18 protein-coding genes and 1 other RNA gene are annotated in these 15,179 nt (G+C 45.0%); 7 read left to right on the forward strand and 12 right to left on the reverse strand.

All coding sequences use genetic code 11. From position 1 onward, the window contains the following. Nucleotides 1-4: 4 nt before the first annotated feature. From rsmH to rsmI, 3 genes are all read right to left on the reverse strand, one after another. Nucleotides 5-955, reverse strand: a complete 951-nt coding sequence (rsmH, locus tag FKN93_RS04155; protein ID WP_004395957.1) for a 16S rRNA (cytosine(1402)-N(4))-methyltransferase RsmH — start codon at nt 953-955, stop codon at nt 5-7. Between the two features lie 185 nt (nt 956-1,140). Continuing rightward, an RNA gene (rnpB, locus tag FKN93_RS04160) (RNase P RNA component class A) lies at nt 1,141-1,534 on the reverse strand. 90 nt (nt 1,535-1,624) lie between these two features. Beyond that, nucleotides 1,625-2,488: a 16S rRNA (cytidine(1402)-2'-O)-methyltransferase gene (rsmI, locus tag FKN93_RS04165; protein WP_004395959.1), complete on the reverse strand. Its 864-nt coding sequence runs from the start codon at nt 2,486-2,488 to the stop codon at nt 1,625-1,627. Between the two features lie 69 nt (nt 2,489-2,557). Between rsmI and FKN93_RS04170 the strand changes: the two genes are divergently transcribed. Genes FKN93_RS04170 through FKN93_RS04185 form a run of 4 tightly spaced genes read left to right on the forward strand, consistent with a single transcriptional unit; the run spans nt 2,558 to nt 5,901 of the window. Then, entirely contained in the window at nt 2,558-4,363 is a 1,806-nt protein-coding gene (locus tag FKN93_RS04170; RefSeq protein WP_170904575.1) for a penicillin-binding protein activator, read from the forward strand. Next, nucleotides 4,350-4,718: a YraN family protein gene (locus tag FKN93_RS04175; protein ID WP_040904683.1), complete on the forward strand. Its 369-nt coding sequence runs from the start codon at nt 4,350-4,352 to the stop codon at nt 4,716-4,718. Before FKN93_RS04170 ends, FKN93_RS04175 begins: the two co-directional genes overlap by 14 nt. 7 nt (nt 4,719-4,725) lie before the next feature. Beyond that, nucleotides 4,726-5,316, forward strand: coding sequence for a phosphoheptose isomerase (locus FKN93_RS04180; protein ID WP_004395962.1), 591 nt, complete (start codon nt 4,726-4,728; stop codon nt 5,314-5,316). A 3-nt stretch (nt 5,317-5,319) separates the two neighbouring features. Continuing rightward, a complete protein-coding gene (locus FKN93_RS04185) occupies nt 5,320-5,901 on the forward strand; it encodes a BON domain-containing protein (protein WP_004395963.1) in 582 nt (193 codons plus the stop codon). Nucleotides 5,902-5,983: 82 nt separating this feature from the next. Here FKN93_RS04185 and sspB read toward each other — a convergent pair whose 3' ends face one another. The 5 genes from sspB to zapE form a co-directional block, all read right to left on the reverse strand. Next, nucleotides 5,984-6,439 carry a ClpXP protease specificity-enhancing factor gene (sspB, locus tag FKN93_RS04190; protein ID WP_004395964.1) on the reverse strand — a complete coding sequence of 152 codons (456 nt, stop codon included), beginning with the start codon at nt 6,437-6,439 and terminating at the stop codon, nt 5,984-5,986. 10 nt (nt 6,440-6,449) lie between these two features. Beyond that, a complete protein-coding gene (gene sspA / locus FKN93_RS04195; protein WP_004395965.1) occupies nt 6,450-7,085 on the reverse strand; it encodes a stringent starvation protein SspA in 636 nt (211 codons plus the stop codon). A gap of 244 nt (nt 7,086-7,329) precedes the next feature. Then, nucleotides 7,330-7,722, reverse strand: coding sequence for a 30S ribosomal protein S9 (rpsI, locus tag FKN93_RS04200; protein WP_004395968.1), 393 nt, complete (start codon nt 7,720-7,722; stop codon nt 7,330-7,332). A 15-nt stretch (nt 7,723-7,737) separates the two neighbouring features. Next, nucleotides 7,738-8,166 carry a 50S ribosomal protein L13 gene (rplM, locus tag FKN93_RS04205; protein WP_004395969.1) on the reverse strand — a complete coding sequence of 143 codons (429 nt, stop codon included), beginning with the start codon at nt 8,164-8,166 and terminating at the stop codon, nt 7,738-7,740. A 332-nt stretch (nt 8,167-8,498) separates the two neighbouring features. After that, nucleotides 8,499-9,602 (reverse strand): cell division protein ZapE, encoded by a 1,104-nt coding sequence (gene zapE / locus FKN93_RS04210; RefSeq protein ID WP_158137839.1) that lies wholly within the window; start codon nt 9,600-9,602, stop codon nt 8,499-8,501. Nucleotides 9,603-9,753: 151 nt separating this feature from the next. On the opposite strand from zapE, the gene zapG reads away from it, so the two are divergent. The 3 genes from zapG to degS all read left to right on the forward strand — a co-directional run bounded on the left by zapG (nt 9,754) and on the right by degS (nt 13,093). Beyond that, nucleotides 9,754-10,194 carry a Z-ring associated protein ZapG gene (gene zapG / locus FKN93_RS04215; protein WP_004395971.1) on the forward strand — a complete coding sequence of 147 codons (441 nt, stop codon included), beginning with the start codon at nt 9,754-9,756 and terminating at the stop codon, nt 10,192-10,194. 183 nt (nt 10,195-10,377) lie between these two features. Continuing rightward, nucleotides 10,378-11,745: a DegQ family serine endoprotease gene (locus FKN93_RS04220; RefSeq protein ID WP_154169127.1), complete on the forward strand. Its 1,368-nt coding sequence runs from the start codon at nt 10,378-10,380 to the stop codon at nt 11,743-11,745. A gap of 286 nt (nt 11,746-12,031) precedes the next feature. Further along, the gene (gene degS / locus FKN93_RS04225; protein ID WP_161425087.1) at nt 12,032-13,093 is read left to right on the forward strand and encodes an outer membrane-stress sensor serine endopeptidase DegS; all 1,062 of its coding nucleotides are present in this window, start codon (nt 12,032-12,034) and stop codon (nt 13,091-13,093) included. 93 nt (nt 13,094-13,186) lie between these two features. On the opposite strand, the gene rplS is transcribed toward degS, so the two are convergent. From rplS to rpsP, 4 genes are read right to left on the reverse strand one after another with little or no spacing between them, the layout of a single operon-like run. Next, nucleotides 13,187-13,540: a 50S ribosomal protein L19 gene (gene rplS, locus FKN93_RS04230; RefSeq protein WP_004395974.1), complete on the reverse strand. Its 354-nt coding sequence runs from the start codon at nt 13,538-13,540 to the stop codon at nt 13,187-13,189. A gap of 42 nt (nt 13,541-13,582) precedes the next feature. Continuing rightward, complete coding sequence (trmD, locus tag FKN93_RS04235; protein WP_170904557.1) at nt 13,583-14,323, reverse strand: tRNA (guanosine(37)-N1)-methyltransferase TrmD; 741 nt, start codon at nt 14,321-14,323, stop codon at nt 13,583-13,585. Between the two features lie 26 nt (nt 14,324-14,349). Further along, nucleotides 14,350-14,904 carry a ribosome maturation factor RimM gene (rimM, locus tag FKN93_RS04240; protein ID WP_040904685.1) on the reverse strand — a complete coding sequence of 185 codons (555 nt, stop codon included), beginning with the start codon at nt 14,902-14,904 and terminating at the stop codon, nt 14,350-14,352. A 20-nt stretch (nt 14,905-14,924) separates the two neighbouring features. Continuing rightward, nucleotides 14,925-15,173, reverse strand: coding sequence for a 30S ribosomal protein S16 (gene rpsP / locus FKN93_RS04245; protein ID WP_004395977.1), 249 nt, complete (start codon nt 15,171-15,173; stop codon nt 14,925-14,927). Nucleotides 15,174-15,179: the final 6 nt, after the last annotated feature.

A 15,179-nucleotide genomic window follows, 5' to 3' on the forward strand; every position in this document is an offset into this window, starting at 1 on the left:
ATAATTACAACTTTTCTGCAATCCGTAGCACTGAGCTACGAGAACGCGGATTAAGCGCCACTTCGTGATCGCTTGGCTTAATCGCTTTACCGATCGCTTTTAACTTCGCACTACCTAAGGCTTTAATTTGATCTTGCGTGAGTGGTAAACCATGTGGGACATCGGGCCCTTTACTCTCTTTGCGGATAAAGCGCTTAACCATACGATCTTCTAATGAATGGAAACTGATCACCGATAAACGTCCTTGCGGCGCTAAAATCGAAGCGGCTCCTTGCAAAGCAATATCAATTTCTTCTAATTCACTGTTAATGTAAATACGGAAAGCTTGAAAAGTCCGGGTCGCGGGGTGTTTTTTTTCTTTAAAACTTTTTGGTGCCGCTTCCGAAATTAACTTCGCTAACTGACTGGTTCGAGTCAGTGGCTCGTTGTCTGGATTGTCACGATGAGCAACGATCGCTTTAGCTATCCGTCTTGCATGCTTATCTTCGCCAAATTCACGAATCACCCAAGTAATATCATCCAATTCTGCGGTTAATAGCCATTGCGCGACCGAAACTCCTGAATTGGGGTCCATTCGCATATCCAACGGACCATCTTTCATAAAACTGAATCCGCGTTCAGCATCATCGAGTTGTGGTGATGACACCCCTAAATCAAATAACACGCCATCAACCTGACCCTGCAGGTTATAACGCTGTGCGTATTCTGCAATACCAGAAAAAGGGCCATGAATAATCGTAAACCGTGGATCATCAATTTTACTCGCCTCAGCGATGGCCTGAGGATCACGATCAATACTGTATAAGCGCCCTTCTGGACCTAATTGAGCTAATATAGTGCGGCTATGACCACCTCGGCCAAAAGTCCCATCGATATAAATACCATCCGGTTTGATCGCTAACCCATCAATGGATTCATGAAGCAGTACAGATACGTGTTGGAAAGATTCAGTCATAATATTCTCGTTTCGCTGAACAAAGCGCGATTGATGCTTAGTTAGTGTACCGTTTTCACACTCGACCGCTACCCATAAGCATAGACAGGACGTGACATTGCGCTAAGTTTAATGGTTTTGCTATCAGCTAAGTCAATAAAAAGCAAAAAACCCATCATAACCGCGAAGCTATGATGGGCCTGAAAAGGTGGAGTCGACATATAAGCCGGGTTCTGTTCCGCTTGCGCGGCGGTAGCCATTCCTCTAGGCCAGCAATCGCTCACTGGCTCAAGCAACCTACCCGCCTCCTAACGCGAGCAACGTTATGTGGAAGCCTATTTGGTCTTGCTCCGGGTGGAGTTTACCTTGCTACGAACTGTTGCCAGACGCACGGTGCGCTCTTACCGCACCCTTTCACCCTTACCTGATCCCCAAAGGGCCATCGGCGGTCTTCTCTCTGTTGCACTTGTCGTAGGCTTGCGCCCCCCAGGCATTACCTGGCACCCTGCTCTATGGAGCCCGGACTTTCCTCCCCCTTACCAGTCTCCCTAACACAAGGTTAAGGGACGTCAATAAGGCAGCGGCTACCCAGTCAACTCCGGTCACGGATTCTATAGATAAGCGTAGAGGCTGTCTAGCAACAATCTCTAACCCGTCTATAATTCGACGCAACCGCTCAAAAAGCCAGCATCAACTTAAGTTTTCAAGGCCCCATTTGTACAAGGCATTTTTCTTGACGTTATAGATTTCAGCCGCCAAGGCCGCCGCTTTCTTTAAGGGTAACTCTTTACTTAAAATAGCTAAGCTTCTTAATGCCTCTTCCGGTAACGCTTGATTCGATGTTTCCCTCACACCATGAATCAATAGAACCATCTCTCCGCGTTTGCGGTTTTCATCTTGATTAATCCATTCAATTAACTCACCAAGTGGTAACCCTTGGATGGTTTCAAAGGTTTTGGTCAGTTCACGAGCCAAAACCACCTGGCGATCCGGACCTAAAATTTCCAGCATGTCCTGCAACGATTCGTTGATTCGATGCGGTGATTCATAAAAAATACACGTTCGCTCAACTTTGGCTATTTCTAAAAATTTATCTTTACGCCCTTTGCTTTTCGCCGGTAAAAAACCTTCAAAACTAAACCGATCTGAAGGTAAACCAGAAGCACTCAGTGCCGTAATAACCGCACAAGCACCAGGAAGAGGGACAACTTTAACACCCGCTTGACGACATTGATTGACTAAATGGTAACCTGGATCGCTGATCAGCGGTGTGCCCGCATCTGAAACGAGCGCTATCGACTGACCCGATAATAATTTATCAACTAATGCTTGAGCTTTGTGCTGTTCATTGTGATCATGCAAAGCGAACGTTTTAGTTTGGATATTGAAGTGAGCAAGCAGTTTACCTGTGTGGCGTGTATCTTCAGCGGCGATAACATCGACCTGAGCAAGCACATCAAGGGCACGTTGGGTGATATCACCTAGATTGCCAATTGGCGTCGGGACAATATAGAGGGTTGCTCCCTCTGCGGACACGGTTTTGTTATCTGTCATTTGTTTACCATCACTTCAACGATTAATATAGAGACAATTTTACACGGAATAATGAAAGAACCCATGGCTATGAAAAACCATCAGAGATGCAGTGTAACACGCTTACTCACTCCCGTTGCATTGGCAATCATGCTAGCGGCTTGTTCAACCACACCGTCAGTACCAACGTCTGTACAGATCACCGATAAACCACAGCTATCGGCACAAACCTATTTAATGCGTGCAGATAGCAGCCAAGGCAGCTTACAAAATGATTGGCTCATTATGGCACTCAAAGCTGCCGTTGCCGACAATGATTCCGCACAGGCAGAATTATTGATTCGCCGTATCTCAAAACAAACCTTGAGTGACGCTCAACAGGCAGAGTGGCAACTTGCTCGCGCTCAGTTATCTTTTAATCAACAGCAATACCAAACGGTCTTATCGCGGCTCAGTTTCCCTACGGATTGGCGGTTAGACCCGCGACAATGGCAGAAGTACTATCAGCTGAGGGCTGACAGTTTGCTCGCGCTGGAACGTGCCTTTGACGCGAATCGAGAACTCGTTGGGTTGTATGAACATTCGACGCCTGACCAGCAATCGATGATTGCACAACAAATTTGGCAGAATTTTGATGGGTACTCTAGCTCAACCATTACAACGCTAAGTACTGGAGCGGATGAAGAGATTCTCGATGGTTGGTTACAACTGGCTATCTATGTCAAAACGCTCGGTAGCGATTTACCGCAATTAAAAAATACTTTAGAAAAATGGCTAAAAGAAAACGCCTCACATCCTGCGGCTCGTTACACCCCTCAAACGATCAGTGATATTTTAGCGTTAGATCTCGTTCAACCTACTCACACGGCCTTACTATTGCCACTCAGTGGTCGCTTTGCTAAGCAAGCAGAGCTGATTCGTGACGGATTTATCATGGCAATGATGAACGATCCTCAGCGCGATCCTAACGCCACCCTGACCATTTTGGACACCAATACTGAAAGCTTAGAAAATGTTGATGCGATTTTGGCAGAAAAACAGGTCGATTTTGTCGTTGGCCCACTGATTAAAAGCGATATCGAAAAGTTACAAGCTTTTCAGAAAAAACGCGGCCAAGCGATCCCAACCTTAGCGCTGAATATTCCGGACAAGATTGAGCCGTCCAGTACAACTTGCTATCTCACACTCTCTCCTGAGCAAGAAGTTGCTCAGGCCGCCAAGTATTTGTTCAGTCAAGGCTACCGATACCCATTAATTTTAGCACCACAGGGTAGCTACGGCGATCGTGTGGTTGAAGCCTTCAATCAAGAATGGCGTCAATACAGTACCAATAAGGTCGCGGTGAACTTATTTGGTGACAAACGACAGTTACAACGCAATATCAACAACGTTTTCGGTCTTCAAGCAAGCCAACAGAATATTGCCCAAATGAACTCATTATTGGGTATCAGCTTAGAGAGCCAGCCTCGTAGCCGACGCGATATTGATGCGGTATACATTGCAGCGGGTATTGCCGACCTCACGTTGATCAAACCTTTTATTGAGGTCGCCATTAATCCAGATACCCGTCCTCCTAAGCTGTTTTCTAATTCAAACAGCAACAGCGGAGGTCGTCAATTTGAAGATCTCACCGGGATCACTTATAGCGATATTCCACTGTTGATCGAGTCTGGTAACCCAGTTGCCACTCAAGCGGCTGAACTTTGGCCACGAACGTCCAATGCCGATCGTCGTTTACAAGCGCTCGGGATGGATGCCTATCAACTGATGTTGGAACTCCCACAGATGAATGCCGTCAAAGGATATACCATTTCTGGCCAAACTGGTGTGCTTGGTATTGATCAAAACTGTATAGTACAGCGTGAAATTAGTTGGGCGGAGCATGGGGCTCTTTAGTCGCCGAAATACGGGACTGCATTATGAACAAGTGGCGGCAGATTACCTCAGCCGCCACGCACTACGCTTACTGGAAAAAAACTTTACCACTCGCGTTGGCGAAATTGATCTGGTGATGCGCGATGGCTCTTGCTTAGTCTTTGTTGAAGTAAAATATCGTAAAAATCAATCTTACGGCCATGCCGCCGAGATGGTCACTTCGCATAAAAAAACTCGCTTGATCAAAGCTGCGAATTGGTGGATGCTCAAGCACGGACTCAGTGTCGATAATACCGATTTTCGTTTCGATGTCGTGGCCATTCATGACAACGGTCAGCACATTGAGTGGATAAAAAACGCAATAACCCAAGGATAATCAATCAATGCTCGATAGCATTAAAGATAGCTTTACTGAAAGTATTCAAATTCAAATCGCCGCCGCCGAGGCCTTACCAGATGCGATTATGCATGCCGCGCAAGCGATGGTCGTCACGTTACTCAATGGTCAGAAAATCCTCTGCTGTGGTAATGGAGGATCGGCCGCCAATGCTCAGCAGTTTGTCTCTTGTTTACTGAATCGTTTTGAAACTGAGCGCCCCAGCTTACCCGCGATGGCACTCACCGCCGACAATACGACTTTGACCGCTGTCGCCAATGACTACCATTACCAAGAGATTTTCTCTAAACAAGTCCGAGCATTTGGTCAAGCGGGTGATGTACTGCTAGCCATATCTACCAGTGGTAATAGTAAAAACATCATCAAAGCGATGGAGGCCGCGGTGACACGCGATATGACCATTATTGCCTTAACGGGTAAAGATGGTGGAGAAATGGCAGGGTTACTTGGGGAGAATGATGTCGAAATTCGTATTCCTTCCCATCGCACCGCCCGTATTCACGAAGTGCACATGGTCACTTTACACTGTTTATGTGACTTAATTGACCAAGTGTTGTTTCCAGCTCACGAAGAGTAACCCATGAAAAACGCCCGGTTCAACTTATTCGCTCTACTTGCCCTACTGTTTATCTTACCGCTGTCTGGCTGTGCTGGTTTTTTAGTCGCAGGAGCGGCAGCAACGGTTAACATTGCGACAGATCCTCGTTCAACGACTGAACAATGGCAAGATAAAAACCTTGAATTAGAAATCACAGGGTTAAGTAATAAACCGCCTTTCCGTAGTCAAATGCGTATCACGGCCAGCTCATTTCGAGGCACGGTAGTCTTGATTGGTCAATCGCAAACCAATGAGTTACTCGAGCAATTTATTGGCCAAATCGAGCAACTTAAAGGGGTGAACCACTTACACAATCAAGTCAAAATACAAGCGCCGTTAACCGTCGGTCAAGTCAGTAATGACAGTTGGATCACCACCAAGGTCAAATCAGCATTGTTGGCTAAATCAGAGCTGCGCGGCGTGAAAGTCTCAGTGATCACTGAAAATAGAGAAGTATTTTTGCTCGGTTACGTTACTCAAGAACATGCAGAAATAGCGACTGATGTTGCACGTCATGTATCAGGAGTTAAGCAAGTCATCAAAGCGTTTGAATACGCCGATTAAGCTTAATCAAATAATAAATCGCGCCAATAAAAAAAGCAGCGTCATCGCTGCTTTTTTTATTATCGTATTTTATCATCGAAGGTTATTTGACCACTCGAAGGCTTGGTCTACCTTGAGGTTTTGATGGTTCAGTATCGGTAGGTTGCTCATCAGCACCACTGTCTTGAGCAGCAATAGCACTCTCAGTCACCTGAGTCAGCGTTTGCTGATAAGCCGGCTCTGGTTCAAACATGGTGCCTGCCCCGTTCTCACGGGCATAAATGGCTTGCACCGCATAAAGAGGAACAATCACTAAGTGAGGGCGTCCACCAAAGCGAGCACTGAACGTGACCTCATCATCACCTAACTCTAAATTACCCACCGCGCGAGGAGCGATATTGAGGATGATCTGTCCATCTTGGACGAACTCCATCGGTACTCGTACCCCTTGCAGAGTCGCATCAACCACAAGGTGTGGTGTTAATTCATTGTCTAACAACCAATCATAAAACGCACGTAGCATGAAAGGTCGACGAGGTGTCATTTTTTCAATATCCATAACACACCGATTAACGCGACAGGCGCATCTCACGCTCAGCTTCTGTCAAAGAGGCTAAGAATGAATCACGCTCAAATACACGATTCATGTAGACTTTTAATTCTTTAGAACCAGGACCAATTAATTCAATACCTAAGACTGGTAAACGCCATAGTAATGGCGCGAGATAGCAGTCAATTAAGCTGAATTCTTCGCTCATGAAGTATTCGTATTCGGCAAATACCGGCGCAAGCGTTAATAAGTCGTTACGCAGTTTATTACGAGCCGCTTCCGCTTCGCTAGCATTACCACGAATCACTTTATCCGCTAATGAATACCAGTTTCTTTCGATACGATAGATCATTAAACGACTATTACCACGAGCGACCGGATAAACTGGCATCAAAGGTGGATGAGGAAAACGCTCATCTAGGTATTCCATAATGATTTTTGAATCGTACAGCGCAAGCTCACGATCAATCAGCGTTGGGACCGACTTATAGGGATTCAGTTCGATAAGTTCAGCAGGCAGATTATCTTCATCAACCAGTTCAACTTCAACACTGACACCTTTTTCAGCCAGCACAATACGTACCTGATGGCTATACATATCAGACGCACTCGAAAATAGAGTCATCACAGAACGTTTATTGGCAGCTACAGCCATGGAGCCCTCCAGCACACACTTACAAGTATAAAAACAATGGAGGCTTAGCCTCCATTGATGATTCGAATAATCAAAAATTAGCATGGCATAATAGCATATTTCGTGCTCATCACGCTAATGTTCTTTCTTAAGCGTAATAACACTCGCCATGTAATCCGTTATTACCAATACAAAAAAGCCCAGCAAATGCTGAGCTTTTCGAACCACAATCCAGCCGAAGCTGAAGGATAATCTTTGAAAAAGATTAACGCTTAGAGAATTGAGGTTTACGACGTGCTTTACGTAGACCAACTTTCTTACGTTCAACGCAACGAGCGTCGCGAGTAACGTAGCCAGCAGCACGTAGTGCAGGACGTAGTGATTCATCGTACTCCATAAGAGCGCGAGTGATACCGTGACGGATAGCACCAGCTTGACCAGAAATACCACCACCTTTAACAGTGATGTATAGGTCAAATTTCTCTGTCATTTCAACAAGCTCAAGTGGCTGTTTAACCACCATGCGCGAAGTTGGACGACCGAAGTATTCATCAAGACTGCGCTTGTTGATTACGATGTTGCCGCTGCCTGGTTTAATAAAAACACGTGCAGCTGAGCTTTTGCGACGGCCAGTGCCGTAGTATTGATTCTCTGCCATTTCCGAAATCCCCAATTAGATGTCTAGTACTTTTGGTTGTTGAGCAGCATGGTTGTGCTCAGCGCCAGCGTAAACTTTCAGCTTACGGTACATAGCACGGCCTAGAGGACCACGTGGAAGCATACCTTTAACCGCTAGTTCAAGAACCATTTCTGGCTTACGATCGATCAGCTTTTCAAAGCTGATTGATTTCAGGCCGCCAGGGAACTCAGTGTGACGGTGGTAGATTTTACCTTTAGCCTTGTTACCAGTTACAGTAACTTTCTCCGCGTTTACAACGATGATGTAATCACCAGTGTCAACGTGTGGAGTATATTCAGCTTTATGTTTGCCACGTAGGCGAGATGCAATTTCACTTGCAAGACGGCCAAGAGTTTTACCTTCAGCGTCTACAACGTACCAGTCGCGTTTTACAGTTTCTGGTTTAGCAACGAAAGTTTTCATGCTAACAATAACCCGTTAATTAAAATTTACACTTAAAGGAGCATTTGCTCCCACTGTCTAAGAGCCCAGACATCACCCCTTCGAGTGGATGGCACTCTGGCCTAAAAGGCCGCAGTAACGGTGGGTTGCAGGATTATAGAGAAGAGAGCGGAAAAAATCACCTTTTTTTGCTTAAAATCACAAAAAACTCTGCCAATCACTATCTCGCTTCGAAAATCAGTCAATAAACAACAAATAGCATTACATAAAGTGAATTAATGAAGGTTCATCCGCATCGAGAATAGTCACCATCAATTTCAATCAACATAGTCGCGCAGCGTTTTGGGCTCTTTTTAAGGTAAATGTGCTTTCGCCAAATACTCATGGCTTTGCATTTCAATCAATCTTGACTGACAGCGTTTAAACTCAAAACTTAACCGCTCTCCAGCATAGAGCTCTTCTAACTTCACCTGCGCCGAAATAATCAGTTTGACATGACGCTCATAAAACTCATCCACTAAAGCGATAAATCGACGAGCAGCATCCTCAGTGAGTGGCCCCATCTGAATTACCTCAGCCAGTAAGACGGTATGATAAACACGAGACAGTTCAATATAGTCATTTTGACTACGAGCCGTTTGGCACAATTGAGCAAACGTCGCATACAATACGCCATCACTGGCTTTGACCACTGTTAATTGGCGATGATTGATGGCAATTTGCGTCTGGAACTCTTTATCACTACTCACCAACTGAGCGTAATACTTGTCTAAATTATGCTGCGCTTGTTCATCTAATGGCGAATGATAAATTTCGGCTTGCTGTAGCGTTCGCAAGCGATAATCCACACCACTATCAACATTCAAAATGTGGCAATGCTGCTCAATCAGTGCAATAGCGGGTAAGAAACGAGCCCGCTGCAAACCATTACGATAGAGCTCTGCTGGCGGAATATTCGAGGTTGCAACCAAAACCACACCGCGAGCGAATAGTCCTTGCAATAAAGTAGCTAAGATCATCGCATCGGTAATGTCTGAGACAAAAAATTCATCAAAGCAGATCACGACGGCTTCTTGGCTAAATTTTTCAGCGACCGATTCAAGAGGATCGCTGATTTCGCCCAATTGCTTTAATTCATCATGCACACGATACATAAAACGATGGAAATGGACGCGCATTTTCTTCTCGGTCGGTAAAGCATCAAAAAAGGTATCCATAAGATAGGTTTTCCCTCGCCCGACGCCTCCCCAAAAATACAGCCCCTGAGGTACGGTCATCGTCGGTGATGTAATACCCAGCCATTTTTTCCAACGCGAAGGTCGAACCACCGGTTGATTAATAAATTCACATAACTGATGATGGAGCGCATCCAACGCCTCGACGGCGAGAGCTTGCGCGGCATCGTGTTGAAATCCTGAGCGTTTTAAATCTTGTTCGTATCGCTGTTTCGGTGTCATGATTACTTACTGTATCTCTAAGGAATAAAAACTGCCATCAGGCGCACATGCATTTTGCTTTATCGAATATCACTCTCATAGTAACATGTCACTACAGCATGTGTAACCAACCCGTAAAAAACATGTTAAATAACAACAATAAGGAGTCGTTATGCCTTGGATTTATGCCGTTGTAGGCCTAATAGTGGGGATGGTTGTCGGAGTCGTTATTGCACGCTTGACCGCTGACAACTACAAAAACCAAAAGTCTCTGCAAAAAGAGCTGGATAACGCAAAATTTGCCATGGACCAACAGCGCCAAGAGCTGGCCGATCATTTTGCTCAAACCGCAGAAATGCTTGATACACTTGGCAAAGATTATACCAAGCTCTATCAACATATGGCGAAAACAGCCACGGAGCTACAGCCTAATCTTCCAGAACAAGATAATCCGTTTATGAAAAAAATGGCTCAACATAAAGACAACGAGCCAAAACAAGAACTCGTTGAGCAGCCGCCTAAAGATTATGCACAAGGGGCGACCGGGTTATTAAAAAATGAACCGAAAACCATCCTACGTTCTTCAGATGTAATTCACAGTAAAGTGAATTAAACCTTTTGCTCCCTCCAATAGATTGATCAGGGAGCATGCAATGGGTACTGAAGACTCAATTCGCAACACAATGATGAACTTTGTAAAGGTTTTTAAGTCATAACTTTCACTCAGCCTATTGAAGTTTTTTTGTTCAAGACAAATATTACTTTCATGAAGCATTTATTTACGAGGATTGTTACGATGAAAAAACCTTTGCTTGTTTTAACGGCTCTCTCTTTAAGCTTAAGTTCCCTCATCACACCATTGCAGGTTAATGCGGCATTACCCATTGCAGTACAAGGCCAAACACTGCCTAGCCTGGCTCCGATGCTAGAAACGGTGACACCCGCCGTAGTCAGTATCGCGGTAGAGGGGACTCAAGTTGCTCGTCAGCGTATCCCTGATCAATTTCGTTTCTTTTTTGGTCCTAATTTCCCAACGGAACAGTTTCAAGAACGCCCTTTTCGAGGGCTCGGTTCTGGGGTCATTATTAATGCCAGTAAAGGTTATATTGTTACCAACTATCACGTAATTAATGATGCAGAAAAAATTCGCGTCAAGTTGTATGACGGCAGAGAATTTAGTGCAGAATTGGTTGGCGGTGATCAGATGTCTGATGTGGCTTTACTGAAAATCAACACCACTACGAATCTTACTGAGATGCCAATCGCCGATTCCGATCAATTACGCGTCGGTGACTTTGCGGTCGCGATTGGTAATCCCTTCGGTCTTGGACAAACGGTCACTTCTGGCATTATCTCGGCGCTGGGCCGTAGCGGCTTAAATTTAGAAAATTTTGAAAACTTTATTCAAACCGATGCAGCGATCAACAGTGGTAATTCTGGTGGTGCATTAGTGAATCTCAATGGCGAACTGATCGGTATTAATACCGCTATTTTAGGCCCTAATGGGGGTAATGTAGGGATTGGCTTTGCGATCCCATCCAATATGATGAAAAACCTCACCGATCAAATCATTGAGTTTGGAGAAGTCAAACGCGGCATGCTTGGTGTACAAGGGGGAGAGATTTCATCTGAACTGGCGGAAGCTTTAGGCTATACCTCAAGCAAAGGGGCGTTTGTGAGTCAAGTCGTCGCAGACAGCGCAGCGGATAAAGCCGGAATAAAAGCTGGTGATATCATCGTCTCAATCAATGGCCGGAAAATCGATACTTTCTCCGAATTGCGAGCCAATGTCGCCACACTGGGACCGGGTAAAAAAGTGAAGCTAGGTGTGGTTCGTGATGGTAAAGACAAAACCTTCACCGTGACCTTAGAAGAGCAAGTGGTTAATAAAACCAAAGCGGATAATCTGCATCAAGGATTGACCGGTGCAGAGCTGTCCAACACAACCGCAAGTGATAGTATTCAAGGGGTTAAAATCACTCAGGTAGAAAAAGGCTCGACCGCTGAAGCTTATCAACTACAACAAGATGACATCATCATTGGGGTTAACCGTAAGCGAGTCAGAAATATCGCCGAGTTCAGAGCAGTATTAGAGCAATCACCAGCGATACTGGCGCTGAATATACAGCGCGGTGATAGAACACTCTATCTTGTTATACGTTAATCACTCAACAACGAGCATCTATCTTTCAAAGGCAGCGATCACTACGCTGCCTTTTGTTATTTCGGCTGGTGATGGTATCCTTGAAACACGCCTCTCATTACACCTCAACCCACATTACTGGAAGGTACCAATCAGCGGCAAATACTGTCAGCCTCCTGAGACTATCTCATTAGGTCTGATGAAGTTAATCAAGATAGTGCATCATTAATGCCGCATTGTCAGGTTTCTTAGTTAGCGACATCGTATCCATGTTAAGTTCAGTGGCATGAATATATTTGGGGAAAACATGCTGATTTATCTGATTCGCTCTATTGGGCTTGGGTTGGTTATCGCACTCGCGGTGATTGTAGTCACGCCTTCATTACGAGCTCATCTGGTCGTTAAACCGAGCGCTCAACCCGCTCATATTGCCTCGTTACAAATTTCATTTAATGACGCGGTACGCCGAGCAGCTCCAGCCGTAGTCAATATCTACAGTCGAAAATATTCAGAAAACGATCGCAGCAAATTATCAACACAAGGCCTCGGCTCCGGCGTTATTGTCAGTGAAAAAGGTTATATCATCACCAATTACCATGTGATCGCTCAGGCCGATCAAATCATTGTCGCCTTGCAAGATGGTCGAGTGGCGGCGGCACAATTGGTGGGCCAAGATCGACGCACCGATATCGCTATTTTACAAATTGAAGGCAATAACTTACCCGTCATTCCTCAAAATCCTAACTATCATGCCAAAGTGGGAGATGTGGTACTCGCTATTGGCAATCCCTATAACTTAGGCCAAACCACTACCTTCGGCATTATCTCTGCAACCGGCCGTTCATCGATCAGTGCTGATGGTCGACAAGCCTTTATTCAGACCGATGCGGCAATTAATGAAGGTAATTCAGGGGGGGCTTTAGTCAACACGCAAGGTGAGTTAGTCGGCATTAATACCGCCTCTTTTCAACAGGCGACTGAATTAGAGACCTATGGAATTTCTTTTGCGATTCCGTTTGTTCTGGCTAATAAAATCATGGAAAAAATCATCGCCGATGGGCGAGTAATTCGGGGCTATATCGGCGTTGATGGACAAGATATTAATGCCGTGACTTCCCGTCTACTGGGTAGTGATCATATCGGTGGTATTGTGGTTCTCGGGGTTGATCCCAATGGGCCTGCCGCCCAAGCCGGATTTATGGTTCGTGACATTATTTTAAAAATCGATGGGCAAAAAATTAACGGTCGGCAGAGCGTCATGGATATGGTTACCGATCTGCGCCCTGGCAGTGTGATTGAGTTTACCCTGCTACGTAAAGGGCAAGAGATGATTGTGCCAGTGACGATTGCCGAAGATAGCCGAGAATAAGCTCACTGTTTGATTGATTCTCCTACAGCAAAAACAGATAAAAAAACGGAGCCGTTAGGCTCCGTTTTTTCAATGAGAACGCGAGTTCTAGCATTATTTCTTAGTAAGCTTCTCTTTAATACGAGCTGCTTTACCAGATAGATCGCGTAGGTAGTACAATTTGGCACGACGTACTGCACCACGGCGCTTCACTTCAATGCTAGCGATGATTGGAGAGTGAGTTTGGAACGTACGCTCAACACCTTCACCGTTAGAAATCTTACGTACAGTGAAAGCTGAGTGTAGACCACGGTTACGGATAGCGATTACAATGCCTTCATAAGCCTGTAGACGCTCACGATCACCTTCTTTTACCTTAACTTGAACCACAACAGTGTCACCTGGTGCGAATTTAGGTAGGTCTTGTTTCATTTGCTCTTGTTCTAGAGCCTTGATGATATTACTCATGTTTTTAAATTCCTAGAATAAACTGATACTAAATTTAATAGGTTACTGTTGAGTCTCTTTAATGTACTCAGCCAGTAATTGTTCCTGTTCGTCAGTCAGAGCTAGGTTTTCCAGGAGCTCTGGTCTTCTTAGCCAAGTGCGGCCTAACGACTGTTTCAATCGCCAGCGACGAATTTCCTGATGATTACCAGACATCAATACCGCAGGTACGGTTTTTCCATCCAATACTTCAGGGCGCGTGTAGTGTGGGCAATCTAATAAGCCATTAGCAAAAGAATCTTCTTCTGCTGACGCGAAATCACCTAATACACCCGGAATAAAACGGGAGACGGTATCAATCAACGTCATGGCTGGAATTTCACCCCCAGTCATTACAAAATCACCGATTGACCATTCTTCATCAACCTCTGATTGTATAACGCGCTCATCTATCCCTTCGTAGCGGCCACAAATGAGCAATAAATTGTCATTCTTCGCCAGCTCTTCTACCCCTTGCTGATCGAGTTTACGACCTTGAGGGGAGAGATAAATCACTTTCGTCTCGCCCGGTGCGGCTGCTTTGGCTGCATGTATGGCGTCACGCAAAGGTTGCACCATCATTAACATACCAGGACCACCACCGTAAGGCTTATCATCGACCGTATGACGTTTGTCGTGAGCGAAATCGCGTGGATTCCAGCTCTGTACGGATAATAACCCTTTTTTTACCGCTTGGCCTGTGACTCCAAAATCCGTTACGCTACGGAACATTTCAGGAAATAGGCTAATAATGCCAACCCACATGTGTTCTTCGCCTTATCGATTTAGAGTTAAAACGCAGGATCCCAGTCAACTTCGATCCGTTGAGCGGTGCGATCAATCTGTTTGATCACTTGCTCTTCAAGAAACGGAATTAATCGTTCCTTTTGCCCAAAAGCATCTTTAAGATTCGCTTTCACTACGAGAACATCGTTGGAGCCAGTTTCTAACATATCGACAACTTCACCAAGGTCATAACCTTGCGTTGTCACCACTCGCATTCCAAACAATTCACGCCAGTAGAATTCATCTTCTGACAGCTCAGGTAATGAAGCTGGGTCAATTGAAATTTCAAAGTTAGTCAATAGATGAGCATCTTCACGCACATCAAGACCTTCAAGTTTAGCCACCAAACCTTTGTTATGGCGCTTCCAACTTTCTACTTTGTACTCAACCCATTCACCATTTTGGTTTACCAACCAAGGGCTATAATCGAAAATGCTTTCAGCATTGTCTGTGTAGGACAAAACTTTAAGCCAGCCACGAATGCCATAAGAAGCACCAAACTTGCCTACAACAATTTTCTCGCCTTGCTCGCTCATTGTCTGTTTGCCTTTCATCGACATAAACTAGTTGCTACTGGTCATTAAGCCGCTTTTTGAGCGTCTTTAACTAGTTTAGCTACGCGATCAGATAGAGATGCGCCTTGTGATACCCAATGGTTCACGCGATCTAGATCAACACGTAGGCCTTCTTCTTTGCCCGCTGCTGTTGGGTTGAAGAAGCCAACTTTCTCAATGAAACGGCCAGTTGCTGAGTTGCGGCTATCAGCTACAACGATTTGATAAAATGGACGCTTTTTAGCGCCGTGACGTGCCAAACGAATGGTTACCATGTCGTC

The sequence above is a fragment of the Vibrio sp. A8-1 genome, from assembly GCF_013048685.1.
Lineage (GTDB): Bacteria > Pseudomonadota > Gammaproteobacteria > Enterobacterales > Vibrionaceae > Vibrio > Vibrio metschnikovii.